Below are 26,101 nucleotides of genomic sequence, written 5' to 3'. Positions count from 1 at the left end.
AATGAGAAATAAAAATTTGATTGCTTTCATTGTGTATGATATTGCACAGTTGATGCTATTGGGCATATTTATTTTTTATACTTTCTTTATGGAGAGAGAACAATTTACGCCGGCCGCAGCATATCCATTGAATATTGCTTTGGGGATATTGATTATCCTGTTAAGTATATTGGGAATTTATATGAATCGAAGAATATTTGAGGTGTTGAAAATAGAAAAAGAATATGAAATACAGCAGCTAAATTTAAAAAATATTTATGCATTCAATGATCTTCAAAGAAGCCAAAGACATGACTTTTTAAACCATCTTCACGTAATCCGCCATTTGGCGGATATGGAGGAATTTCAGGCATTGAAAAGCTATATCGAAAAGATTTATCAAGAAGTCTATGATGTCAATATCAAAGTGAGCACAGGCATGCTGGAAGTAGATGCCCTGCTGCAGTCAAAAATAAATATGGCAAAGACCCGTCAGATTCCTTTTGAATTAATTAATGAAACAAATTTAAGAAATATGAAAATAGAGCCTTGGAAGCTAGTCAGCATTTTGGGTAATATTATTGATAATGCCATGGACGCTTGCATGGAGGAAGACGAAGAAGGAGGAAAAATTATTGTAGAATTGAAGGAAACCAAGTTTAAATATCTTTTTTATATAAGAAATACAGGTAAGTCCATACCCAAGGAGAACCTAGACAAAATATTTTTAACAGGATTTACAACGAAAGGAGAGAAAGGACAGGGACTGGGATTAAGTATTTGCAAAAAGTATGTAGAGGAAAACCAAGGCAAAGTTGAAGTGAAAAGTGATGAAAAGGAAACCCTGTTTGCAGTAGAATTTTATAAGTTTTGATCCCTGAAAAACAAAAATACCAGTCTACGGTGACTGGTATTTTTGCTGGTTTACGTTCAAAAGGGGTATTGGGAATAGAGATTATATTATCGAGGTTACCAGGGGGATAACCACTAAACAAATTATAACAAAATCCGACAAATTTTGCAAGGAATTTATAAAAAAAAAATACAAAAAAATTTATTTATACGGATCATGGCGGCAGAGGATGGATGGACGGGATTGTCAATAAATCAGGTTTTCTCTTGATTTTGCATTGAAATTGTATTATAGTTGAGTTGAATATGGAAAATATGGAGGGATTGGGATGCATAAGGAAAAAATTGATGATTTGGTTGCCAATTTGCAAAGAAACGGTATAGAAGCAAAATATTTTTCCACAACGGAAGAAGCAAAAAAATATATCGTAGAAAGGATTGGCAGCGGTAAAGATATTGGTATTGGCGGTTCCATGACGGTTTATGATATGAAACTTCATGAGGCGTTACGAGATTCGGGAAACAATGTCTACTGGCATTGGCTGTGCAATACACCGGAGGAAAGACAAAAGGCCATAGAAAAAGCAAACAAGGCAGATGTTTATCTGACCAGTACCAATGCATTAACACTCCAAGGAGAAATTGTGAACGTAGACGGAAATGGAAACAGGGTTGCAGCCATGATTTACGGTCCCAAAAAGGTCATGGTTGTTGTGGGTATGAACAAAATATGCAATGATACTATAGAGGCTATGGATCGCCTGCGAAAGGAAGCTTCACCTCCCAATGCAAAAAGGTTAAACAGGAAAACACCATGTGTATCTATAGGAGAATGTGGGGATTGCAATTCACCTGAACGTATTTGCAACGTTACAACCATCATCCATAAAAAACCCGGTGCTATTGGGGAGATGGAAGTAGTAGTCATAGGAGAAAAACTGGGATATTGACGAACTATCAAATTGAGAAAAATAATGCACTTGCAGCGGTGCGTTATTTTTTTTGTTTGGAAGCAGGGGATGATAAAGGATCGTGGAACAGGTTATAATAGATTTATGTGAAGAACAGCTTTACAAAGGCATCATATTCGTATACAATATGGAAAGATATAGGGATAGGGAAATTTGCCATATGGGAGAGATGGATGGTGGAAGTATATTTAGATAACAGTGCGACGACAAAACCCATGGAAGAAGTCGTGGAGATCATGGTAAGGGCGCTGAGGGATTTTTATGGGAATCCTTCTTCCCTTCACCGTAAAGGAGTAGAAGTTGAGAAGCTTGTCAAAAACGCCAGAAAACAGGTGGCAAAGGCATTAGGTGTAAAAGACGAAGAAATTATTTTTACTTCCGGTGGGACAGAATCGAATAACTTGGCTATTCTTGGCGCCGTGGAAGGGAATAAAAGAAAAGGAAATAGAATTATCACCAGTAGGATTGAGCACCCCTCCGTATTGAATGTCTTTCAACATTTAGAGACAAAGGGTTATGAAGTAATTTATCTGGATGTGGACGAGGTTGGCAGAGTAGATCTTCGCCAACTGAAAGATCATATTTGTGATGATACACTGCTGATCAGTTTGATGCATGTAAATAATGAGGTAGGTACGATACAGCCGATAGAAGAAATCGGCAGATTGCTGCAACATATGAAAATGAAACCCATCTTTCACGTAGATGCAATACAATCCTTTGGAAAAGTAAAATTTGATCCGAATAAGCTGGGAATCGATTTGGTATCTGTCAGTGGACACAAGATTCATGGACCCAAGGGGATTGGTGCCCTTTATATCCGCAAAGGTCTGAAAATAGCACCGATTGTTTTCGGCGGCAATCAGGAAACGGGTATTCGCTCCGGCACCGAAAATATACCGGGGATCCTAGGCTTGGGAGTAGCTGCAGTTCATGCTTTTCAACATCTGTCAGAGCATATTCGTCATATGAGATTTTTGAGAGATAGATTTCTTCATCGGGTAAAAAAAGAAATAGATCATATCAAAATCAATGGATTGGAAGGAGAAGGCAGTGCACCCCATATTTTGAATATTAGTTTTATAGGGGCAAAGGGAGAAGTTTTACTGCATAGTTTAGAGCAAGATGGCATTTATGTATCCACCGGGTCTGCATGTTCTTCTAAAAAAAATGTCCACAGCCATGTTTTAAAGGCCATGGGATTAAAAAACGAAGAGATCGAAGGGGCCATACGGTTTAGTTTTGCTTACCATAATACGGCAGAGGAAATCGATTTTGCTGTAGATCGGTTGAAAAAACACGTGGCTGATTTGAGAAGGATTATGATGAGGTGATAGGATGAAGAAGGTATTGATTGTAAGGTATGGTGAAATTGCCTTAAAAGGATTAAATAAATCCCATTTTGAACAGAAGCTCATAAGGAATATCCAGGGCAATATCAAAGATTTGGGAGAAGCAAGGATATATAAATCCAACGGACTGATTTATGTAGCATTCAACGGACAGGATGAAGAGGAAATGATTGAACGGATTGTGAAAGTGTTTGGCATTGTATCTGTCAGCCCTGCATGGGAAATAGAAGCAGACATGGACATTATTAAAGAAACAGCTTTGAAGCATGCCATGGAAAGGATAGAAGAAGATCAAGTGAAGACTTTCAAGGTGGAAAGCCGGAGGGGTGACAAGGGTTTCCCTTTTCAGTCTCCTCAAATCAGCAGAGAGGTAGGGGCCTATATATTGCCCCGTGCCGGAAACTTGAAGGTGGATGTTCACGAACCGGACATGATTATCCATGTGGATGTACGGGAGAAGGCCTATATCTATTCTAAGAAAATCCCGGGTTTTGGAGGTCTGCCTCTGGGTACCAATGGGAAGGGGGTGCTTCTCCTATCAGGCGGTATTGACAGTCCTGTTGCTGGTTGGATGATGGCAAAGCGTGGTGTGGAAATAGAAGCAGTGCATTATCACAGTTATCCATTTACCAGTGAAAGGGCAAAGGAAAAGGTACTGGAACTGACCAGAATTCTAGCATCCTACTGTGGACCCATACGCCTTCATTTAGTAAATTTGTTGCCCATACAGAAGGAGATCCATGAGAAATGTCCCGAGGAAGAAATGACCATTCTATCCAGAAGATTTATGATGAAAATTGGGGAAAAAATTGCCAAAAACAATGGTTGCAATGCATTGATTACGGGGGAAAGCATTGGGCAGGTCGCCAGCCAAACGATACAGGGACTTACCGTTACCAATGAAGCTGTTTCTTTGCCTGTGTTCCGGCCTCTAATTGCTCTTGATAAGGTAGATATTATTGAGATTGCTAAAAAAATTGGAACCTTTGAAATCTCCATACTGCCCTATGAGGATTGTTGCACCGTATTTTTGCCAAAGCGACCTGTAACGAAACCAAAGATTGAGAAGATATTGGCATCGGAGGAGAAACTGGAGGTTGAAAAACTCATTGAAGAAGCCATAGTCCATATGGAAGTTATCGAGATATCCATGGAGGAATGAATGTAGTAATTGACACCGAATGCAGGTGTCTTTTTTCTGTATTAACGTATAATCTGCTTTTTTTGGGAAATAATAAAGTGTTGTGTTCGTGGATGGATAGAATCGGCATGATCCCTCATATTATGATAAAAAAAGTCAAGGCATCCTACAAAACTAGCTATTTTTCAACAAAGGAAAAATGGGGAAATTCAAGAATATGTAATAGGTGATATAAAAATTATACGTCAGACTAAGCAAAAGGAGGGGTTGTGTTGCGTCTTAGTTTTGAAAGCATCAATAAAAATCTAGTCATTAAGCTGGATGGTGAATTGGACCATCATACGGCAGAAGAAATTCGAGATGAGATTGACAGAGAAATAGATCACTATGGGGCTAAAAATATCATTTTTGATTTATCGGGTATGAATTTTATGGACAGTTCTGGGATCGGTGTTGTCATCGGCAGGTATAAAAAAGTAAGCAAACTGGGTGGGGAAGTGGCTGTAGTCAATATCAATCATCGTATAGAAAGAATTTTTAAAATGTCCGGTCTGTTTAATATTGTGAAACGGTTTGATAATAAAAAGCAAGCGATTGATAGCTTATAAAGGGGTGAGTAGTTTGACTATGCAGAATCACATGCGATTGGAATTTCTCAGCAAATCACAAAATGAAGCCTTTGCTAGGGTTGTAGTTGCATCTTTTGCTTCTCAATTGGATCCCACCATAGAAGAATTGGCCGATGTGAAGACAGCAGTGTCGGAAGCCGTTACCAATGCCATTATTCATGGGTATGAAGATATGATAGGAACGGTGATTATAGAGTGTACCATACAGGACAATGAAATTGAAATTATCGTTATTGACCATGGCAAAGGAATAGAAAATGTGGAGGAGGCAAGACAGCCTTTGTATACCTCAAAACCTGAATTGGAAAGGTCAGGAATGGGATTTACAGTCATGGAAACCTTCATGGATGAAGTAGAGGTTGAATCACAAAAAGGTGCAGGAACAAAAATACGGATGGTTAAAAGATTTGAAAGTCGTTAGTATGAAGGGGTAGATGATATGACGATGACTGCATTATCTGAGGAAAGTAATGAGATATTAAGTCACGAGGAGACCATTGAACTGATCAAAAGGGCTCAGTCGGGGGATAAAACAGCCCAGGGAATATTGGTAAGTCATAATTTAGGGCTCGTTCGAAGTGTTCTAAAGAGATTTGCCAATCGGGGATATGAGAGAGAAGATTTATTTCAATTAGGATGCATAGGACTGGTGAAGGCCATAGAAAAATTTGATTTAAGCTATGATGTGCGTTTTTCCACTTATGCGGTTCCTATGATTATTGGAGAAATCAAAAGATTTTTAAGGGATGACGGGATAATCAAAGTGAGCCGTTCTCTGAAACAAACTGCAGGAAAGATAAAAAATGCAAAGGAAATTTTATTTCAAAGATTTGGACGGGAACCTACCCTACAGGAGCTAGAAGATGAAACGGAAATTCCTAAAGAAGAAATTGTCATGGCATTAGATTCCAATCTCCAACCGGATTATTTATACGATGTCATTCATCACGATGACGGTTCGCCTGTACACCTGATTGATAAAATTAGTGAGATCAATGTAGAGGATGACAGTGTAGTCATTGATCGGTTGGCTTTACGGGAAGTACTTTCTAAATTAAAACCTAGGGAACGTCAAATTATTATTCTGCGGTATTTTAAGGATAAGACGCAGACAGAGATCGCCGAAGTCATTGGCATATCACAAGTACAAGTATCGAGGATAGAAAAAAAGGTACTGCAACAATTAAAAGACTTGCTCATAAAGGCATGAAAGATTCATGTCTTTATTTTTTTGAAGCATCTCTATCAAATTGAAAGAATTTTAGAAATGATTCTGGAGAATACTAAAATCAAAGACAGGATGGAGTGATCTGCATGAAGAAGAATTATCGAAAAATGTTGTGGATTGTGATAGTTCTACTGATGATGTCTTTTGCTACCCTTGTTTTCGTAAACAATAAGTCAAATACCAATAGGTATTCCAAAGCAAAATTCATCTTTATAGAAGAGAAGACGATAAAATAAAGGATGTGAAAAGATTGTCCTTCAACGAAGAAATTTATATTCAGTTGAAAGATTGTGCAACAATCAGCAATGAAAGTATTTTAAAAATCAGAGATGCGGCTGCGGTTTTAGCCAGTGAAAAGATAAAAGAAGATTTGTTAAATATTGAATTGTTGCACATAGATAGCATCCAACAGGATTACGCAATCCTTTCCGTATTGACGGTGATTGATAAGATAAAAGCAGTTTTTCCGAACTTAACCGTTATTTCCGTGGGGGTACCTGAAATATTGATTAAGGTAGAAAAAGAACAAAAAAAAGAAAAAGACATGTTGGCCTATGGAAAGCTGGCTGTTGTAGGTGCAACACTGTTTGTAGGAACAGGATTGGCGATCATGAATTTTCACGCAGATGTCAATATGAGGGAAGCCCATAAAGTGCTATATCAGCTCATTACCGGAATAGAAGAAAGTAGGCCATTAATTCTCCAAATACCCTATTCCCTTGGTATTGGATTGGGAATGGCTCTATTTTTTAATCATGTTTTTCCAAAGAGAAACAATGAACCCAGCCCCATGGAGGTGGAAATGTATTTATACAAGAAAAATATGGATCAATATTTGCTGGATTATGAGGAAAACACCGCAGAAAAGAAAAGATAGCATGGGGTGATATGGGATGCTTAAATTAGTTTCTGTCTTTGTGGGATTGGCGGAAGGAATTGTGGTAGGCAGTGCCATCGTAGCTTTTATCACATTGCTGGATATTGTCCCAAGATTGGCACAACTTACGGGTACCGAAAATTATATCCGATGGTATGAAAGGGTGATCATAATTTCGGGGATGATCGTATCCTTATCTGATTTTTTAGAGATATCTGTAAAGGCTGGCAGGATTGCTGCAATAGGAGCAGGTCTGCTCATGGGCATATTTGTAGGTTTGCTTGCTTCGGCATTAGCAGAGGTAACCAATGTGATTCCGGTCATTGTAAATCGCTTCAAGCTTCATGCCTATGTGGGATATATTTTAATGACTCTGGCTGCCGGAAAGGTTGTGGGATCTTTGCTTTACTGGATCATGATCAACAAGTAGGGGTGAAAAAGATGTATCAAGCATATCAAGACCTTTTCAACAAAGTAGCCTTTCCATTGCATGATATAAAAGAGAAGAAAAAAAGACATGAATTTGAAATGATAAACCTGGGAAAGGACTTGCTAAACAGCACTATAAAACCTGGTTTGGAACAGATGAGACGATAAGAATGCCATCAATATTCGAAGAAGAGGTGTCCTTCATGCAAAATAAAAAGCTTCAAAGCATCAATAAGCAGCAGGAGTATAATGAATATGTGCAACAGAAGATACCAAAACCTACGTATCTAAAAAACTGTCTATGGGCTTTTGTAGTAGGAGGACTGATCTGTGTTTTTGGACAGTTTATTGGAAGCATTTTCAAAAACATGGGGTTGGATCAAGATGAAGTGGCTACTGCGACAGCCATTGTGCTGGTGTTTTTAGGGGCATTTCTTACAGGTCTGGGTGTTTATGACCAACTGGGCAAAAGGGCGGGGGCAGGATCTATCGTACCTATCACAGGATTTGCCAATTCCATTGTTTCACCTGCCATGGAATTTAAACGGGAAGGATATATCTTTGGCGTTGCGGCAAAAATGTTTGTACTAGCGGGACCGGTGCTGGTGTATGGTTTTGGATCTTCCGTGATCGTAGGTTTATTATATTATTTTTTAGGCAAATAGGGAGGGATTGGAAATTGGCTACAAAAAAATTAGGCAAGCAAACGGTAAAATTTGATCATCCTCCAGTGATTATTGCAACGGCTACGACTGTAGGCCCAAAGGAAGGGGAAGGACCTTTAAGCAGTTACTTTGATACGATCCTGTCAGATGATCTATATGGGGAAAAAAGCTGGGAACTGGCAGAAAGCAAAATGCTAAGGGAGACTGTAAAAACAGCGGTGCAGAAGGCGAATAAAAATATTACGGATATGGAGTATATGCTTTCCGGAGATCTTCTTAATCAATTGATGTCTGCATCTTTTGCAGCCCGTGACTTGGGGATACCCTTTTTCGGACTATATGGTGCCTGTTCTACCATGACGGAATCTTTAAGCCTAGGTGCTATGCTAATCGATGGGGGATATGCTACCCATTTGGTGGCTGTTACCTCCAGTCACTTTAGCTCTGCAGAGAGGCAATTCAGGTTTCCTTTAGAGCTGGGCAATCAAAGACCCCTTACGGCCCAATGGACAGTAACCGGTGCAGGAGCAGCTATTTTGGCTTCCTATGGACAGGGACCTAGAATTACCCATGTGACCACAGGAAAAGTCATTGATTTGGGAATAAAGGATGCGAACAATATGGGTGCGGCCATGGCACCGGCGGCAAGTGATACAATTACTATGCATTTTCAAGACACGGGTTTTACACCGGAAAGTTATGATTTGATCGTAACGGGTGATTTAGGTGCCATTGGAAAGGAAATAACAGAAGAAATGGTATATGACCAAGGCTATAATATCACAAAGGTATATGAAGATTGTGGATTAATGATTTTTGACAATAAAGCCCAAGATACCCATGCAGGGGGAAGTGGCTGCGGCTGTTCTGCATCTGTTTTCTGCGGCTATATTTATAAGCAGATGTTAGAAAAAAAACTAAATCGTGTATTGCTCATATCGACAGGGGCTTTATTATCTACTACTAGTGCTCAGCAAGGACAAACAATTCCCGGCATTGCCCATGCCGTGACGATTACAAATCATATCTAAAGGAAGGGGAATCTATATGGATTATATTCGAGCATTTGTTGTAGGAGGCCTGATTTGTGTAATCGGGCAGTTGTTAATGGATGGTACAAAGTTGACGCCGGCCCATGTACTGGTTCTTTTCGTTACTGCAGGAGTTATTCTGACTGCTCTAGGAATCTATGAACCCATCGCAGAATTTGGCGGCGCAGGAGCCACAGTGCCTCTTCCTGGCTTTGGATATGCTTTGGCGAAAGGAGCTATCAAAGCTACCAAAGCAAAAGGAGTCTTGGGAGCTTTTACGGGGGGGGTTCAAGCCACAGCCGGTGGGGTGGCGGCGGCAATTCTGTTTGGATATTTGATGTCTGTTATATTTACACCCAAGACAAAAAAATAAAATAGAAAATCTATAAGGAAAGGAACAGGGGAATGACACAAAAGAGAAAGGTAATTCTTGTGACAGACGGGGATTCTGTTGCCCAAAGGGCTGTGGAGACGGCAGCAGCAAATATTGGGGGAAGATGTATATCACGATCAGGGGGAAATCCTACCCCGATGAGTGGTGTGGAAATTGTGGAACTTATCAAAAGGGCGAAGTACGACCCTGTGGTGGTGATGGTGGACGACAAAGGATCTTCCAGGACAGGCAGGGGAGAGTGGGCATTGTATGAGATTGCAAATCATCCCGACATAGAAATTATGGGCGTAATTGCAGTCGCTTCGAACACCCAAGGGGTAAAGGGAGTAGAAGTAGATTTTTCTGTTACTTGTGATGGGAAAATTATTGAGGGTGCCGTAGATAAGGAAGGGCTCCCCCAAAAAAACAACGTAATCTATGGGGATACGGTGGATATTATCAAAAAATGTGAAGTCCCTGTCATTGTAGGAATTGGCGATATAGGAAAGATGGCAGGAAAAGATGATTGTGAGATGGGAGCGCCAATTCTCACAAAGGCAATGGAAGAAATTTTAAATAGGAGTGCAAGCAAAAACAGTGTGGAAAAGAATAGCCTTTAATCATTTGCAACTTTATCCTCCATGGGGGATGACGCTGTGGTTTGTAGAAAAAACGGCAGGATAAGAAAGAACCCTTGAGATTTTGGCTTAGCCGCGAACTGGCAAGGCAAAATCTCAAGGGTTTTGCTATAGTCTGTCGCTGACTTTAGTTGGACCCACTGTCGATCACGGGTGTTTCTATAGGATCTTCCGATAAATTATTGTTATTTTCATTTTTCTTAGGAACCGTAGGAAAAGGTAAAGGCTGCAGCGGATCAATAATGATGCCGTTGTTTTCTGCATTGTGTACATCGCACATGCCGGGAACTTCGTAAATATAATCATCCGGAACAATGCCTCCATGGTCTCCAGGGTTATAAGGAATGGGGCGTTTAATAAATATTCTTTTTTCCACCAAAGTCGGAGGACAATAGGGTGTAGCCAGTTTATTGGTGCTTGTATCCACTTCCAATTCTACGTGGACATCATCGTACTCTTTTGGCTCTGTACCTCGAATGAAATATTCAGTCCGGACGGTGCCTCGGGGATCTTGGTAGCTGATTTCTGTGGGAAGTTTACCCGATTTTGTATCGATCTTTACGGAGATAATGTTTTCAGGTTTTTCAAAATCCCTTGGAGGAAGCCCCTCATGGACTTTTGCCATAACAGTCTTCCAAAGCTGGGCGCTGAGGGCGCTGCCGCTTGCCAGCTCCATCTGTACGTCATTACCGATCCAAACACCCCCCACATAGTAAGGTGTATATCCTACAAACCATGCATCATAGTTGTCAGAGGTTGTACCGGTTTTACCGGCTACTGGAATGACGGAATTTTCTCTGTCTAATTTTGCTTTTTGGCCGGTACCGGCAGAAACAACACTCTTCATCATATCGGTAACGATAAAGGCGACCTCTGGTTTTACCACAAGATTCTTAAAACTGGTATTTTCTAAAATGACATTGCCGTCCCGATCCGTTATCTTTACAAAGGATTTGGGACGAATATAAACTCCATTATTTGCCAAAGACCCATAGGCAGCAGTCAATTCCAGAGGACTGATGCCTTTGGTCATACCGCCTAAGGCCATGGCAGCAAGATTTAAATCGCTGGTGCCGCCCTTTTCATCAATGGTGGTGATGCCCATTTTTTTCAAGTATTCAATGGAAGTGTTTATGCCAATTTGCTCACCGATTTTTACAGCCAGTACGTTGATGGACCACTGAACTCCCTCCCGAAGGGTGGAGAGTCCATGATAACCTTTGTACCAGTTTTTTGGCCATAGGCGGCCACTTTGATCATAGTTTGGCACATCATCCACTACGTCTGCCGCAGTCCAACCGTTGTCAATGGCCGGCGTATAAACGGAAAGGGGTTTAATGGCAGAACCGGGCTGTCTTGGGTTGATGGCACGGTTATATAATTTTTTCCCTTTTATATCTCTGCCACCGACCAACGCTTTGATTTCTCCCGTATGATAATCCATAATGACCATGGCTGATTGGGGCTGTACAACACCCTTATCACTCATATAGTAATTTTCCTTTGAAATCAATAAGCTGTCGTTAGATCCTTTGGAAAAAAATTCAGGAGAATGCTCTAAGAATTCTTTATGAATCACAAGATTGTTTTTCCCATCATAGGATTTATACTGACTGGGGATCTTGATTGGGCCACCCTTATGCATGAGATATTCCTTGTCAGGGCTGAGGGTGTAGGCATCCCTTACGGCGACCTGGATTCCTTTGACTTCGCCGTTTTCATACAAAGGATCAAAATTTAGCCTCCGTCCTTTGAACAGAACTAAATTTCCTTCCGTATCATACTGATAATCCCCCTTTGGGATGATCAGTTGTTCATTGCTATTAATTAAGTTATCGTATTTGTATAATAAAATCGATCCATTTTTGCTGAGGAGATTGCCAGCCCCATCTTTTTTTGCAATCAAGTTGGGAAAATTCCTGCTGTCCTCGTAGACTTTTTCCAGTATTTTTTGCATCTTTAAATCCATGGTGCTGTAAATGCGGAGGCCTTGGTTATAAAGCATGTCTTTTGCTTCTTCTTCAGTTTTATCCAACTCTTTCATGAGGGCTTGTATGACATCACGTTTGACCTGGTCCACAAAATAGGAAGAAATACCGGAAGATACCTGTTTGCCTCCTGGTTTTAAGCGTTCTTTGATGTCTACATGCAGTGCTTCCTGATATTCTTCTTCAGTAATCATCTTTTCATCTTTCATGATTTTTAGAACCAGGTGTTGACGGTCTTTATATCTTTCGTCATAGACAATGGTGTAGATCTCATCGGAATCATCGATAATAAAATGCTTATTGGGATCTACGTCCTCTTTTCTCAATGTCTTTAAAGGTGAAAACTTGGCAGGATTTTTTGTTATACCTGCAATCAAGGCAGATTCAGCTAAATCCAGTTGACTGACATCTTTTGAAAAATAGGCCTGGGCAGCAGCCTGAACACCTTGGGCTCCTGCGCCGAAATAGGCGGCATTGAGATAAGCCGTAAGAATTTGTTCCTTGCTCAAATGTTTTTCGATTTGCAGTGCATAATAAGCCTCTATAATTTTTCTACTGATTTTCTTTTCATTGGACAAGTAGAGGTTTTTTGCCAACTGTTGGGTGATGGTACTGGCACCCTGTACCGGCCCCCTTGCCTTTAGGTTTTCCCATGTAGCACGAATGATTCCTTTGATGCTGATGCCGTTATGTTTTTTAAAATCTCTGTCTTCTATGGCAATAATGGCATTCCTTAAATGTTCAGGTATTTGACTATACTCTACGGGTGTTCTTAATATGTCACTTTCTACTTTCTCAATTAAATTTCCCTCTTTATCAAAGATAAAGGAGTTTTCCGATAAAACGGAATCAATCTTTGTTACATCGATGGGTTTTGCCGACTTAATGAAGGCAAACACCAAACCTCCCAAGGCACCTGTTCCAATAAAACCTATCAATATGACAATCAGAAGTATCATTCTAAATATGCTATAATTTCTTTTTTTCTTTTTCTTTGTATTTCTGCTCTTTTGTTCATGATTTTCTGTCAAGTGAATCCCTCCTAATATCTATAAGGAAAAGTGGAGCATGGGTATACAACTTGAAATCATTATATCATATTCATTAGGGGATGTTAATAAAATTCCCTTTGCATTTCGACTACAAGAGGAATTATAGAACAGAAATTTCACAAAAGAAATAGACAATTTGACATTGATGGATTCATCATCTATAATGAAGAAAATTGTCAACTTTCTTTTAAAATTTAAAAAAAGGAGGGCGGGCGGATGATCTATATTACCACGGCAATGTATTGGGAAGCCAGTCCTTTTATACGATATTTGGGATTAAAAAGGGACCCGGAGATCGTAAAGTTTCAGGTATTTAAAAATGAAAATATAACTCTCATCATCACAGGAACAGGGATTGCCGCTGCTATTGCCACTGCCCATTTGTTGACTTTATCAAATGCACAATCTGCAGATTTGCTGATCAACCTGGGTATATGCGGAGCAAATACCAGGAAGTTTTCGAAAGGATCCCCTGTATTATGCCATAAGATTATTGAACATACTACAAAAAAGAGTTTTTTTCCTGACGTGTTGTTTTCTCATCCTTTTCAAGAAGGAATTTTGGAAACTTTTCCAAGGGTCGTCAACCGTTACAAAGATAAGGACATAGAAGGAGAACTGGCAGACATGGAAGGAGCAGGGGTTTTTCAGGCTGCTTCCCTATTCCTGCCTCCCCATCAGATACACATCATTAAAATTGTTTCTGATTTTTTAGAAGGGGAAGGGCTGACAGGGGATGATGCAACGGCCATGGTGGAAAGAAATGCGGCCCAAATCATATCTTGGATAGACAAAAGGGGAAAAGCTTTATCGGCACCCAAGCCGGTTTTAACGGAGGAAGAGGAAGAACTTCTTCAAAAAATCAGCAAAAATTTAAACCTTACTGCAGCCATGCAGCATCAGCTTAGGCAAATGGCAAAACAATACCAGGTGCGATGTGGAAATGTAAGGGATGTGTTACAATCCTATATATCCATCAGCAGTACAACAAAAAACGAGGGGAAGATGCATTTTGCAAGAATTAAAGAACAGCTTACCGATCTCTAGTTTTTCACATATTTATATGGAAAGGGAGATAAAAAATCATCCCAATACCCAAAAGATGATAAGTCATTTTAAGAATGCTTTTGTGATAGAGATAGATCATTATAAGGAGGTATTTTGCCGCGGACATCAGAGTTTTACCCTTCAGAAACAAACACCAAAACTGATTTTGGCAAAAAAGAAAGATGCCTTTGTTTACCAAGGAGCGGAAGTTTGCGAGGATTTTGGAAATGACCGCTTTTACTATACATCCTCTATGATGAATTGCATCTATGATTGTGAGTACTGCTATTTGCAGGGAATGTATCCTTCAGCCAATATTGTCATTTTTGTGAATCTTGAAGATGTGTTTAAAGAAGTAGAAAGACTTTTAATGGAGGGAACCATATATCTTTGTATTTCCTATGATACGGATTTATTAGCATTGGAGGGAATTACATCCTTTGTAGCTCTTTGGACAGAATTTGCGAGACGGCATCCGTCCCTAAAGCTGGAACTGCGTACGAAGAGCGCAAATTTTAAAGCTATAGAAAACATACCGCCTTTGGAAAATTTCATTTTGGCGTGGACCCTATCGCCCTCTCCAGTGGCAAGCAGATATGAAATAAACGCACCTAGTCTGGAAGCACGGCTGCAAAGTGCTCGAAAGGCCATGGAAAAAGGCTGGAAGGTTAGAATTTGCTTTGATCCCCTGCTGTATATCAAGGACTGGAGAGTTGATTACAGCCGGTGCATAGAAGAAACCTTTCGGGTTTTACCATCCGATAAGATTTATGATATCAGTATCGGAGTTTTTCGAATGGCCAAAGACTATCTCAAAAAGATTCAGAAGGAAAGACCCCATTCCGTCTTGTTGGCGTATCCTTTTGTATGTGATGACGGTGTATCCAGGTATGCAGAAAAACACACAAAGGAAATGGTAGATTTTGTATATGAAAAAATCCGTGCATATCTGCCAAAGGAGAAAATATATAGATAAAAAATAAAGATATGTCCATGATAAAAATGATATAAGGGTTATCATAAAAAAAGGTGATCATAGAATCATCTTTTTATTCTTTTTGTTGGAAACCATGAATGATTAAAAGGGGCAGATGGGTTGAGTATATGCTCTTTTAAGAATATGGAGATATACTTTACAATATATAAACAATTTGATATAATGTCTATATAATAATCAAACAAATAATAGGAGTGTCTACTATATGGATGGAAACGAAATGTTTTGGAAAGCTACGGTGGAGGAAATAAAGCAAGGCTATGTCTATGATGAAAAAAGAGATGCCTTTTCATGTCTTCTCTGTGGTGAAGTTTTTTTCCGCGGTATCATTTATCCCTTTGAAAATGTTTTATATGAAGCAGAAAGGGCAGCCAAGAAACATATTTATGACTGCCATGGGTCCGTGTTTCAGTATTTGATCAATATGAACAAAAGGTATACGGGATTAACGGAGCATCAGAAAGAGCTGTTGGAGCATTTTTATCAAGGTTTAAGCGACAAAGAAATTACCCAGGTTTTGGGTTCTGGGAGTACTTCTACCATAAGAAATCACCGGTTTAAATTGAAAGAGAGAGAGAAACAGGCCAAGGTATTTCTAGCCATCATGGGGCTAATCGAGGATGGTGTACAACCGGAAGAAAAATTAATTCCTATACATAAGGGGGCGACGATGGTGGATGAAAGATATGTAATTACAGAGAAAGAGCGACAAGATATACTAAAAACATATTTTCAAGGACCTAAGGGGGAGCATTTGAGTTTATTTCCAAGCAAGGAAAAAAGAAAAATTGTTGTTTTACAGCATATTATCAAACAATTTGATGCTCACAAAAAATACTCAGAAAAAGAGGTAAATGAAACACTAAAACATATCTATGAAGACTATGTGACCATAAGGCGATATTTAATAGAATATGGTTTCATGGACCGTAGTCAGGATGGAAGTTTATATTGGGTAAAATTGTGACCCATTTACCAGAAAAGGCCGGCATAGAAGGCTTCTTCACATTTTTTAAAATCAATCTTGGACCGAAGGAAAATATCCTCTTGAGAAATGAGAAAATCCAGGGTTGTCATAAGTTGTTGGTCTTGAAAATCCAAAAGATTTCTGGTATTTTTCAAAAATCTGAGTATGCGAATGCACAAGGTGCGTATGTCGGCAGGCAGATAAGGATTGGTAAGATAGTTAAATTCTCGCCGATGCTGATCGATGCCGCCTAAGGCATCAAAAATCCGATGTAATGCTTGACCCAGGGCAAAGCAATAGGCTTCTGCATCTAACGATTCCGGTGTATTTTTACCTTCTATGATTTCATGAAAAGTTTTTTTAAAAAATTCTATAGACATGGTGATTTCTCCTTTCTAAACAATAATAGTTTTGGCATTAGCATATCATAGATGATTGATTATGTATAGTGAATCGTCTCCTAATTTGCTGTTAGGAGTTTTTTTATGGTTGTTCTGAAATTTTTATTTATTTACGCATAGAGAATATGGGCATGGAAGATAACAAAGGATAATAAAAAAATGTGCTCATATATATTACGATTCTTAGAAAAACATACAATATAATAATGATATAGTTAATTATTTCTAAATATTAGATTATAATTAGTAATAGGAGGGGAAATATGGACGAGCTTGATATTAAACAAATTTTGACTGTGGGAGGAATTTTCAGGTGGCGACAAATAAGGAGGAAAGGAAAGTAATTTTAGCATACCTATGTGTTTGTATTGTGTGGGGTTCTACTTATCTTGCGATTCGAATCGGGGTAAGCGAATTTCCACCGGCTATTTTTGCGGGTATTCGGTTTGTTGTGGCTGGACTGTTGATGGTAGGCTTTGCCTGGCTAAAAGGATTGGAGTTTCCCAAGACACCTATAGATATCAGAAGAATTGCAGTTGTAGGTTTGTTTCTTTTATTGGGGGGAAATGGACTTGTGGTATGGGCTGAACAATGGGTACATTCGGGCATTGCTTCCCTTTTAGTGGCCACTGTACCTCTGTTTATGGCTATTTTGGAGTTGATGCTGCCCAATAGAAAAAGCATTGGTTTCAAGGGATGGAGCGGATTAATCCTAGGATTTGCAGGGGTGGTTTTGTTGGTATTTACCCATTCAGATTCAGGAGCAATTGATTTGAAGGGTGCACTGATACTATTAACAGGCACCCTGATGTGGGCCATGGGATCCATATACTCCAAAAGCTTTCAGGCTTCTGGCTCCATTGTTTCCCATATAGGGATAGAAATGTTGGCGGGAGGAATCGGGCTTAGTATTGTTGGGATGATCTTGGGGGAAACTTCCAGATTCCACGTAACCTTGCGGGGAATCGGGGCACTGCTCTACCTGATATTCTTTGGTTCTATTTTGGCCTATAGCTGTTACATATATATTCTCCAAAAATGGCCGGCGGCAAAAGCAGGAACCTATGCTTATGTGAATCCGCCGGTGGCCGTTCTGTTAGGAAGTTTGATTTTGGATGAACCTCTATCCTTTCATGTAATCGCATCCACTGGGGTTATACTGATGGGGGTATTCCTTGTTCAGACTTCAAAAGGTGTCCCTGCATCCCAAGGGAATCAACATCATAAAACTGCGGAGGAAATGGAAACATAGCGGGGGAAAAATATCTTTTGAAACATAGAACAAAGAAAGACAAAAGCATTTTACGTCACAAAATGCTTTTGTCTTTCTCAAGGGAAAACCAGAAGGAAGAACCTTTGCCATAGACTGATTTAAATTTCAAAGTTGATTTGTGGGCTTCAATGATGGATTTTGCAATAAACAGACCCAATCCGTAGCCCTTGTTCTTTTGATGCTCTCCCCTGTAGAACATATTAAATATTTTATCGAATTCTTCCGGTTTGATTCCTATACCTTCATCTGTGATTCTAAATTCTATGGCATGATTCTCTTCCAGGATATGGACTTGAATTTTACTTCCTTCCGTTGAATATTTCACGGCATTGGTCAGCAAATTGTCCCATGCCCTTTCTATTTTTACGGAATCGATGGAAAGGATACCTTCCGTACACTGGCATAAACCTTCAAATATTCTTTGACTATCGACAATATATTGCCTTGATTTTTTAAAAAGCTTGAAGGCAAAATCTTTACTGCTTACCGGTTCCCTATGAAGTTTTGGACAATATTGCGCTTCGTAGGCTGAATCCAAAATATCGCAAGTAATTCTTTCCATATCCTCTGCGCTATTGTATATTCCTTCTAAAAATTGCCGCTTTACTTCTTCCTCTTGTATAATTCCTGAAAGGATGCCTTTTGCATAACCCTTGATTAAAGTAATGGAAGTCTTTAGATCATGGGATAAGGTCGATATAAATTTGGCTGTTCGATAGGAAGCATCCTCTATGGTGGAGGTTAATTCTTTGGATGCTTTAATCATTTGTTCGCTTTCATACTCAAATTGTCTGATGATGAATAGAAAATATTCCTTTAAGTTTTTCAGCGATCGATTGAGATTGCCGATCTCATCGCTGGAATGAATATTCCAATATGCCGTTTCATTGAATATATTTTCACTGTTTTTCCTAAAGTTCTTTAAGGAATCCGATATGGACTTTTCTATCATAAAACGACCTTTTGCAGCACGGTTCATATATTCTGTGATGGCAACGATGGGTACAGTTATTTTATCGGAAAGATATATACCTATTCCCATGGCCATGATAATCATAAGGGCACCAATACCAATGACATAGCTGAGCAAATGGAATGACCTTTCCTGTAACTCCTTTTCAGGCAGTATGGCAATCAAAGTCCAGCGATTGCTGCCCATGCTTTTATATATTTGCAGTTCTCGAAGGTTTTTATTGTTCATGAGTATTCTTTTAGTCACTGCATTTGCTGTATTTTTTGCATTTTCGGCCAAGAGGGTCCTAGGAATTTCAAACTTTGTATTTGCAGCGTCGGTGGCAATCAAACTTTTATCAGGGTGAGACAAGATCAGGTTGTTTGAGTCCACAATGGCATAATAGCCTGTGTTGCCTAGTTTCAAATCCTTGATGAAATGGGAGAAAAATTCGGCAAGGATGGCAATGCCTGCATAGGCCATCACTTGGTCTTTCGTATTATAAATGGGGGTGACGGTAATGACAATTAAAGCACCGTCGGATTTGGCTACCAAAATATCGCTGGTGATGGTTTTCTTTAACTGTTTGGATTTTTGGAAATATTCTCTTGACGATAAATCTAAACCCATGGCCTTGGGCATACAAGTGGCGATGATCTTGCCTTCCGGATTCAGGAGAAACAAATCCTTGTAATGATTGCCATTTGTATTTTTTTCATTCATGGAAGCTGTGAGGTAACGATTGATTTCATCTACCCGTATCTCTCCATTCAAAAACTGTTTTACCTTTGGATCCAGGGCCAGTTTTTCAGTTTCCAGCCGATTGATATGGATTAATAAATCAATATTCTCCTGAGCCCTGTCCAGCTGGGAGCGCATATACATTTCAGCATTTTGGTTTAAGATAGAGGCAGATTTGGTATAAATAATGCAACTTAAAAGAATGAGAAAAATAATGATGATAGCGCATATGGCCAAAGTAATGCGTTTTTTTAAACTCATTCTGCTCACCCCAGCTTTATTTTTAATATAAATAGAAGAAAAGTGCCTATAGGGATAGCAGTGCAATTTGCCATTCCATATAGACACTTTTATTCTATCACAGAATAGATCAAGAAGCTTATTGATTCTTAGCCTATAAGATTTTTATAGAATCAAATATGCGATGGGCCCTGTCAATAACAAAGTAAGAATGGTTCTTTCAATCCAGATGATAAGTATTTCTGGTAGCCGGATAGGAATATCTGTTGATAGTATACAGGGTATGGAAGCAGAGAAAAATAAAATGGAGGAGACGGATACCACGGCAACGATAAATTTTGTAATCAATGGAGCATTTGCAACCAACAATGCAGGTAAAAACATCTCTGCAATTTCCAGGGCAGAAGCCTTCGCGGCCAGCATGGGCTCAGGAATCCCTAGGAGCAGTGTGAAGGGATAATAAATATATCCGATGATATCAAAAATCGGAGTATATTTTGCCAAAATCAGACCCAATAAACCAACGGACATGATAGACGGCAAAATTCCCATAGTCATGATAAATCCATCTTTTAAGTTATCGAGAATATTCTTGCCTAATGGAGCAGATTGGGATGCGGCCTTCAATCCTTCATAATAGGCATTTTTCATGAGATTTCCTTTAAACTCCGGTTCGGGATCTGCTTTTTCGGAGATGTAGGTATCTTCTTTATTTTTTAGGGGGTACAATCTTACGGTAAGGGCTGTAACGATGAAGGTTACGACCAAAGTGGTCCAAAAATACTGGTTCCAAATTTCCATAAGACCTAAAGTTTTTGCTACAATAATCATAAATGTTGCAGATACGGTAGAAAAGCCAGTGGCAATAATGCATGCCTCCTTGATGGTATATTTCCCCTCTTTAAATACTCGATTGGTGATCAACAATCCAATGGAATAGCTGCCTACGAAGGATGCTACGGCATCTACCGCAGACCGTCCAGGAGTTTTCCATATGGGTCTCATAACGGGACGCATCAGTACGCCAATAAATTCTAACAATCCGTAACCTACAAGGAATGCAAGGAACATGGATCCGATCGGTACGATCAAGCCTACGGAAATAACCAGCTTATCAAACAAGAAGGGAATCATATCCTGTTCCATAAGCCAAGATGGGCCGAAGCGAAAATATGCCATAAAGGCTACTAAAATTCCCAACAGTTTGAGTACTGAAAAGGCTAGAGTTACCTTATCCTTATTCCAGATTTTTTTTACAAAAGGTCTTAGGCCACCCAAAATGATGACAATGAGTGCATAGATGGGTGCAATGGCAGGAAGGCCGCTTCTGACAAATGTAACAAGATGATCAAGAGGGATTGTAGATTTTCCGCCTATGGAAATCGGAACAAAGAACATAAAAATACCGATTGCACTGCAGATGAGGAATTTTAGAACGCTTTTGGCTTCATTGCTGCTTGTTTCGTGGGAGACAGTACTTTTCGCCATGGACATAACCTCCTTTATTTCATTATTATTTTATGTGTAGCACTATTATATCACTTGCCTATATAAAAAACTAAAAATTCACAATATTCAAATCAAACTGTCACCAAACTGACATATTTCTCAAAGACTTTGTTCTTTTTCTCCTTAGGAGAACATATGGATTTTGCCTTTTATTTGTGGTACGATAAACAATAATAAATTGGGGGAGGGGAAACGGAATGCATAAGATTTTGGTGGTTGATGATGAAAAGAAAATTGTCCACATGATTTCAGAGTTTATGAAAATATACGAGATCCAGGTGGTCCCTGCGTATAGCGGAAAAGAAGCCATGGAAAAATTAGACCCTTCTATCCAATTGATTATTTTGGATATTAATATGGAATCTTTGAATGGGATCGAAGTCTGCAAAAAAATCAGGGAGGCTAGCAATAGGATTCCTATTATTTTTCTCAGTTCCAATACAGCCCAGTGCGACAAAATTCTTGGTTTGGGCGTAGGGGCAGACGACTATATTACAAAACCCTTTGACCCTTTGGAGCTTGTCGCCCGGGTAAAGGCCCACATACGAAGGTATAGGGATTATAATCCAAACGTAAAGGGGGATGAAAATAAAATCATTCAATTTGATGATATTGTTGTTTATAGAAGTGCCCACAAGGTAACCAAGAAAGGGCAGGAAGTGCCTTTATCTTCTACAGAATTCAAACTTCTGCTGTATTTGATTGATCATGTCCATATTGCCATGACCAGAAAACAAATTTTACAGGATGTTTGGGAAAGTGAACATTATGATGAAAATACGGTGACCACCTATGTGAAAAGATTGAGAAGCAAACTGTTTGATTGCAGCAGAGATCAGAAATATATTCAATCGATCAGGGGGATTGGATATATTTTTGAAGCAGAGATTTTTGAAAGAAACCAATGAATTTTTATTGAGCATTGCTGATCCGGCGGTGAAAGGAGCTATCTATTTCAAAACAATAGACAAAAATCGACAAAATCCAGATTGTTGCTCTGACTCTTACATCTCTCTTGATTTACTCCATTGCAAAGCCTATCATTGTCAGACATAAAGAATCGGTCGATGCCTTTCAGATATAGATTGGATCCGTGGATATATTTTTGTCACATATTTTGGGGATCCGGCATAATTTATATCAGAAAAAGGACAAGGGTTCCAGAAGATTTATATAAAACGAGTTTCAGATTTCTCACAAAAGATAAATCAGACATTTTTATATATGCCTCCTCAAAAATACCTGGGATGATGGATCCCAGGTGTTTTTGTTTTAGTAGTATTGCAGCTTGAATCGGTAATTTTCTTCTTCGAAATATTGACAAAAATATGGAAAATTGATATATTCAATATATAAGGGAAAATCTCTATATGAATAGAAAAGGATTGTTACTGGTAAAGCAGGCAAAACCTAAAGTAAGATAAACGATTGGGAACGTTTATTTTAATTTGGGTTTTTTTGTTGTTATTAGATTTATAGAAGATAGATATGAATATAGGCATACGACAGCAGCCTTTGGTTGAACCGAGGGCTACATTGCTTGAAATATTTTATTTTCATTAGGGCTGGTGGCTACCAGCCGATGGCTGGCAGATTGTAAGGTCTGACGGCGAACTGGGATGGAGTGGTCTGGGATGAGGATACACAAAATATTGAATAACAATGTGGTTACCATTGTGGATGAAGCGACTTCTATGGAAAAGGTAATCATGGGCAGGGGGATTGCTTTCAAAAAGAAAGTAGGAGAAACAATTGATGAAAGCAAGATTGAAAAAGTATTTTTGATTGAAAACCGAAAGGAAAATATAAAGTTTCAGCAATTGATCCATGAAATTCCCTTGGAATATATAACAATATCAGAGGAGATTATCAGCTATGCCAAACAACAGCTAAAAGCTTCCTTCGATGATCACATATATGTCGCTTTGACAGACCATCTAGCTTTTGCCATCAAGAGGGCCTCCTTAGGTTTGGAGATTAAGAATCATTTGCTTTGGGAAATACAGAGAATATATAAGGAAGAATATAAGGTTGGTTTATGGGCCATAGATTTCATAGGGGAGAAATTGGGTGTGAAGATGCCGGAAGATGAAGGGGGTTTTATCGCTTTGCACTTGGTGAATGCCAGTCTTGGGAAAGAGATGGGCGATACCATGAATATGACGGCCATCGTTCAAGACATACTCAATATCATCAAATACTATTTTATCATTGAATTTGATGAAAAGGATATTTCTTACGATAGACTGGTAACCCATCTTAAGTTTTTTGCCCAAAGGATTATTTCAAAAAAGAAATTTACTCCAAGTGAAACTACTCCTCTTTTGGAGTTAATCAAAAAAAATTATGGTAAGCAATATGATTGTGCATTAAAGATTAAATCCTATATCGAAAAAAATTACGACTATGAGATCAGTGAAGAGGAAATTGTGTATTTAAGCCTTCATTTATATAGAGTCGTTTCGAGACAAAATGAATAGCAAAAAGGATTGTTACTGGTAATGCAGGCAAAACCTGAACTGAAAAGACACATCGGCGGAATGAAAGCAGTTTTTATGGGCTGGAAGAGTTGCCTTAAACAATGTAGTTTTTCATTTTTGACGATGTGCCATTGGTTTAGGTTTTTTTTATTAAGTTGCAATAATATTATTTTGTAAAGGAGGAGCAGTATGGATTATCACAAGGTTGGGAAGAAGATACTTGCATGTGTAGGAGGAGAGAAGAATGTAGAAAGTGTTAGCCATTGTGCTACGCGGCTGCGGTTTGTCCTCAAAGATGAAGGCAAGGTGAATCATCAAGAACTGGAAGGAATGGATGAGGTAAAAAGTGCTTTTTCAAGTGCCGGTCAGTTTCAGATTATTATAGGACAGGGTGCTGTGAATAAAGTGTATAAAGCCCTTGTTGAAGGCACAAATATAAAACAGGCATCCCTCAGCGAGTCCAAAAAAGAAGCCATGAAACATATGAATCCCCTCCAAAGATTTGCCAGGGTCTTATCGAATATATTTGTGCCGATTATTCCTGCGATTGTGGCAAGCGGTCTTTTGATGGGGCTTTTAGGCATGAGCAAAACCTTCGGATGGATTGACGGAGGCAGCGGTGTATTTATGCTTCTGGATATGTTTTCAAATGCAGCCTTTGTGTTTCTGCCCATCTTGATTGCCTTTAGCGCAGCTAAGGAATTTGATGCCAATCCATTTTTGGCGGCAGCCCTGGGAGGAATTTTAATTCATCCTGCACTGCAAAATGCATGGACCTTGGGAGAGGGTGTAAAAAATGCGATTACCGTCATGGGTTTAAAGGTCAGCATGGTAGGATATCAGGGAACAGTACTGCCCATCTTGATTGCCGTATGGGTGATGGGACATATCGAGAGAGGATTGCGAAAAATCGTACCCAATGTTTTGGACATTATTTTGACCCCTTTCCTTACACTCATGAGCACGGCCCTTGTTTCCCTATTGGTAATAGGCCCTGTGGGCAGATTGTTGGGCGACGGAATCTCGGTAGGTTTGCAAGTGTTGTACGATAGTGCTGGTGTTGTGGCAGGAATCATCTTTGGAGGATTTTATTCTGCCATTGTGATCACAGGCATACACCACAGTTTTCATGCCATTGAAGCAGGACTCCTTGCCAATCCGGGGATAGGGAAAAACTTCCTGCTGCCTATATGGTCCATGGCAAATGTGGCCCAGGGCGGTGCTGCCATGGCAGTGTATTTTAAGACAAAGAATAAAAAGTTAAAGTCGATTGCTGCGCCGGCTTCCATATCATGTCTTTTGGGAATTACTGAAGCTGCTATCTTCGGTGTCAATTTGAAGTTGATGAAACCCTTTGTTGCAGCGGCAATAGGAGGAGCTTTGGGGGGAGGCTACGTAGTCCTTACAAAAGTTGCAATGACGGCTGTGGGCGTTACCGGTATTCCGGGTACCGCAATTGTGCAGCAGGGGTCCATGTTGCATTACCTGATTGGTTTAGCCATAGCCTTTGGGGGGGCTTTTGCCATTACATTCCTCTTAGGATTTAAAGAGGAAGCAGGGGATCCCTACAAGGAAACAAATGCTGAAGTTTCTGTAGAAGAGAAAAAAGAATATGCCGAAACGGTAGCAAAAGGACAAACCCTTTATGCACCCATGAAGGGAAAAATCATAGCTTTGGAAGAGGTGCCGGACAAAACGTTTGCGGAGGGATTGGTAGGGAAAGGAATTGCCATAGATCCGGAAGATGGGATGGTAGTATCGCCGGTAGACGGAACCATCACCCATGTATTTGAAACAAAGCATGCCATTGCAATCAAAGCTGAATCTGGAATTGAACTGTTGATTCATGTAGGCATCGAAACGGTAAAAATGCAGGGGGAAGGTTTTACAACCTTTGTAAAAAAAGGAGACAAAGTGAAAACAGGCGATCGATTGTTGGAGGTAGATCTGGATTTAATCAGAAAGAAGGCAAAGTCTGCCATAACTCCCATGATTATTACAAATGCCGGTGAATTGAAATGGATAGAAAAATTAAAAATAGGAGAAGCAGATCTCAAAGATGAATTAATTTCAGTGGAAGTATAGGGTAGAATAAAAGAGGGGGAAAATCCTCCTCTTTTCCTGTTCCACTTTTCAGCCAATATTTCTACGTTTTTTTTATTTCCTTTGATCCAAACTATAGAGGGGACTTGTGGAAAAACATAACCGAAGAAAAAGAATAAAAGAATAAAGGAAATAACGGTCTTTGCCAATAGGGCAGGTGCAGTGGCTTGTACGAAATTGGGAGCC

Annotated in this window: 25 protein-coding genes; 21 read left to right on the top strand and 4 right to left on the bottom strand. The window is 39.4% G+C overall.

Going from position 1 to position 26,101, the window contains the following annotated elements:
* Position 1: 1 nt before the first annotated feature.
* From AN619_RS12585 to AN619_RS12520, 14 genes are all read left to right on the top strand, one after another.
* Complete coding sequence (locus AN619_RS12585) at positions 2-853, top strand: sensor histidine kinase (RefSeq protein ID WP_068557495.1); 852 nt, start codon at positions 2-4, stop codon at positions 851-853.
* 307 nt (positions 854-1,160) lie between these two features.
* Positions 1,161-1,781: a lactate utilization protein gene (locus AN619_RS12580; RefSeq protein WP_068557493.1), complete on the top strand. Its 621-nt coding sequence runs from the start codon at positions 1,161-1,163 to the stop codon at positions 1,779-1,781.
* 194 nt (positions 1,782-1,975) lie between these two features.
* Complete coding sequence (locus AN619_RS12575) at positions 1,976-3,136, top strand: cysteine desulfurase family protein (protein WP_334292202.1); 1,161 nt, start codon at positions 1,976-1,978, stop codon at positions 3,134-3,136.
* Positions 3,137-3,140: 4 nt separating this feature from the next.
* A complete protein-coding gene (gene thiI / locus AN619_RS12570) occupies positions 3,141-4,316 on the top strand; it encodes a tRNA uracil 4-sulfurtransferase ThiI (RefSeq protein WP_068557491.1) in 1,176 nt (391 codons plus the stop codon).
* Positions 4,317-4,567: 251 nt separating this feature from the next.
* Positions 4,568-4,903, top strand: coding sequence for an anti-sigma F factor antagonist (gene spoIIAA, locus AN619_RS12560; RefSeq protein WP_068557487.1), 336 nt, complete (start codon positions 4,568-4,570; stop codon positions 4,901-4,903).
* A 19-nt stretch (positions 4,904-4,922) separates the two neighbouring features.
* Positions 4,923-5,345, top strand: a complete 423-nt coding sequence (gene spoIIAB, locus AN619_RS12555; protein ID WP_198153310.1) for an anti-sigma F factor — start codon at positions 4,923-4,925, stop codon at positions 5,343-5,345.
* Between the two features lie 18 nt (positions 5,346-5,363).
* The gene (gene sigF, locus AN619_RS12550; protein WP_068557483.1) at positions 5,364-6,134 is read left to right on the top strand and encodes an RNA polymerase sporulation sigma factor SigF; all 771 of its coding nucleotides are present in this window, start codon (positions 5,364-5,366) and stop codon (positions 6,132-6,134) included.
* Between the two features lie 104 nt (positions 6,135-6,238).
* The gene (locus tag AN619_RS16035; protein WP_157065014.1) at positions 6,239-6,388 is read left to right on the top strand and encodes a hypothetical protein; all 150 of its coding nucleotides are present in this window, start codon (positions 6,239-6,241) and stop codon (positions 6,386-6,388) included.
* Between the two features lie 14 nt (positions 6,389-6,402).
* Positions 6,403-7,029: a stage V sporulation protein AA gene (locus AN619_RS12545; RefSeq protein ID WP_068557481.1), complete on the top strand. Its 627-nt coding sequence runs from the start codon at positions 6,403-6,405 to the stop codon at positions 7,027-7,029.
* Between the two features lie 16 nt (positions 7,030-7,045).
* Entirely contained in the window at positions 7,046-7,459 is a 414-nt protein-coding gene (locus AN619_RS12540; RefSeq protein WP_068557479.1) for a stage V sporulation protein AB, read from the top strand.
* A gap of 202 nt (positions 7,460-7,661) precedes the next feature.
* Positions 7,662-8,123: a stage V sporulation protein AC gene (spoVAC, locus tag AN619_RS12535; protein ID WP_068557477.1), complete on the top strand. Its 462-nt coding sequence runs from the start codon at positions 7,662-7,664 to the stop codon at positions 8,121-8,123.
* A 14-nt stretch (positions 8,124-8,137) separates the two neighbouring features.
* On the top strand, positions 8,138-9,154 hold the full coding sequence (gene spoVAD / locus AN619_RS12530) for a stage V sporulation protein AD (RefSeq protein ID WP_068557475.1): 1,017 nt from the start codon (positions 8,138-8,140) through the stop codon (positions 9,152-9,154).
* A 16-nt stretch (positions 9,155-9,170) separates the two neighbouring features.
* Entirely contained in the window at positions 9,171-9,527 is a 357-nt protein-coding gene (gene spoVAE / locus AN619_RS12525) for a stage V sporulation protein AE (protein WP_068557474.1), read from the top strand.
* Between the two features lie 32 nt (positions 9,528-9,559).
* Positions 9,560-10,147, top strand: coding sequence for a stage V sporulation protein AE (locus AN619_RS12520; protein WP_068557472.1), 588 nt, complete (start codon positions 9,560-9,562; stop codon positions 10,145-10,147).
* Positions 10,148-10,292: 145 nt separating this feature from the next.
* On the opposite strand, the gene AN619_RS12515 is transcribed toward AN619_RS12520, so the two are convergent.
* A complete protein-coding gene (locus AN619_RS12515; protein WP_068557470.1) occupies positions 10,293-13,184 on the bottom strand; it encodes a transglycosylase domain-containing protein in 2,892 nt (963 codons plus the stop codon).
* Positions 13,185-13,421: 237 nt separating this feature from the next.
* Here AN619_RS12515 and AN619_RS12510 point away from each other — a divergent pair, with 237 nt between their 5' ends.
* From AN619_RS12510 to AN619_RS12500, 3 genes are all read left to right on the top strand, one after another.
* Positions 13,422-14,252, top strand: a complete 831-nt coding sequence (locus tag AN619_RS12510) for a 5'-methylthioadenosine/S-adenosylhomocysteine nucleosidase family protein (protein WP_068557467.1) — start codon at positions 13,422-13,424, stop codon at positions 14,250-14,252.
* Positions 14,218-15,228, top strand: a complete 1,011-nt coding sequence (locus tag AN619_RS12505) for an SPL family radical SAM protein (protein ID WP_068557465.1) — start codon at positions 14,218-14,220, stop codon at positions 15,226-15,228. Before AN619_RS12510 ends, AN619_RS12505 begins: the two co-directional genes overlap by 35 nt.
* A 226-nt stretch (positions 15,229-15,454) precedes the next feature.
* On the top strand, positions 15,455-16,216 hold the full coding sequence (locus tag AN619_RS12500; RefSeq protein ID WP_068557463.1) for a DUF2087 domain-containing protein: 762 nt from the start codon (positions 15,455-15,457) through the stop codon (positions 16,214-16,216).
* 5 nt (positions 16,217-16,221) lie between these two features.
* Here AN619_RS12500 and AN619_RS12495 read toward each other — a convergent pair whose 3' ends face one another.
* Positions 16,222-16,596: a hypothetical protein gene (locus AN619_RS12495; RefSeq protein WP_068557461.1), complete on the bottom strand. Its 375-nt coding sequence runs from the start codon at positions 16,594-16,596 to the stop codon at positions 16,222-16,224.
* Between the two features lie 334 nt (positions 16,597-16,930).
* Here AN619_RS12495 and AN619_RS12490 point away from each other — a divergent pair, with 334 nt between their 5' ends.
* Entirely contained in the window at positions 16,931-17,869 is a 939-nt protein-coding gene (locus AN619_RS12490) for an EamA family transporter (protein ID WP_068557460.1), read from the top strand.
* 55 nt (positions 17,870-17,924) lie between these two features.
* Here the strand turns inward: AN619_RS12490 and AN619_RS12485 are convergent, their stop codons facing one another.
* Together AN619_RS12485 and AN619_RS12480 are read right to left on the bottom strand one after the other, a co-directional pair.
* On the bottom strand, positions 17,925-19,844 hold the full coding sequence (locus AN619_RS12485) for a sensor histidine kinase (protein ID WP_068557458.1): 1,920 nt from the start codon (positions 19,842-19,844) through the stop codon (positions 17,925-17,927).
* Between the two features lie 144 nt (positions 19,845-19,988).
* Complete coding sequence (locus tag AN619_RS12480; RefSeq protein WP_068557456.1) at positions 19,989-21,311, bottom strand: YjiH family protein; 1,323 nt, start codon at positions 21,309-21,311, stop codon at positions 19,989-19,991.
* 218 nt (positions 21,312-21,529) lie between these two features.
* On the opposite strand from AN619_RS12480, the gene AN619_RS12475 reads away from it, so the two are divergent.
* The 3 genes from AN619_RS12475 (at position 21,530) to AN619_RS12465 (ending at position 25,897) form a co-directional block, all read left to right on the top strand.
* The gene (locus AN619_RS12475) at positions 21,530-22,240 is read left to right on the top strand and encodes a response regulator transcription factor (protein ID WP_068557454.1); all 711 of its coding nucleotides are present in this window, start codon (positions 21,530-21,532) and stop codon (positions 22,238-22,240) included.
* A 726-nt stretch (positions 22,241-22,966) separates the two neighbouring features.
* Positions 22,967-23,812, top strand: coding sequence for a BglG family transcription antiterminator LicT (gene licT / locus AN619_RS12470; RefSeq protein ID WP_068557452.1), 846 nt, complete (start codon positions 22,967-22,969; stop codon positions 23,810-23,812).
* 189 nt (positions 23,813-24,001) lie between these two features.
* Entirely contained in the window at positions 24,002-25,897 is a 1,896-nt protein-coding gene (locus AN619_RS12465; protein ID WP_068557450.1) for a sucrose-specific PTS transporter subunit IIBC, read from the top strand.
* Positions 25,898-26,101: the final 204 nt, after the last annotated feature.

It is taken from the genome of Thermotalea metallivorans (assembly GCF_001562415.1).
Taxonomy (GTDB): Bacteria; Bacillota; Clostridia; order Peptostreptococcales; family Thermotaleaceae; genus Thermotalea; species Thermotalea metallivorans.
Note: the sequence above shows the minus strand (reverse complement) of the source record. Positions and strands in the feature narration are given on the sequence as shown.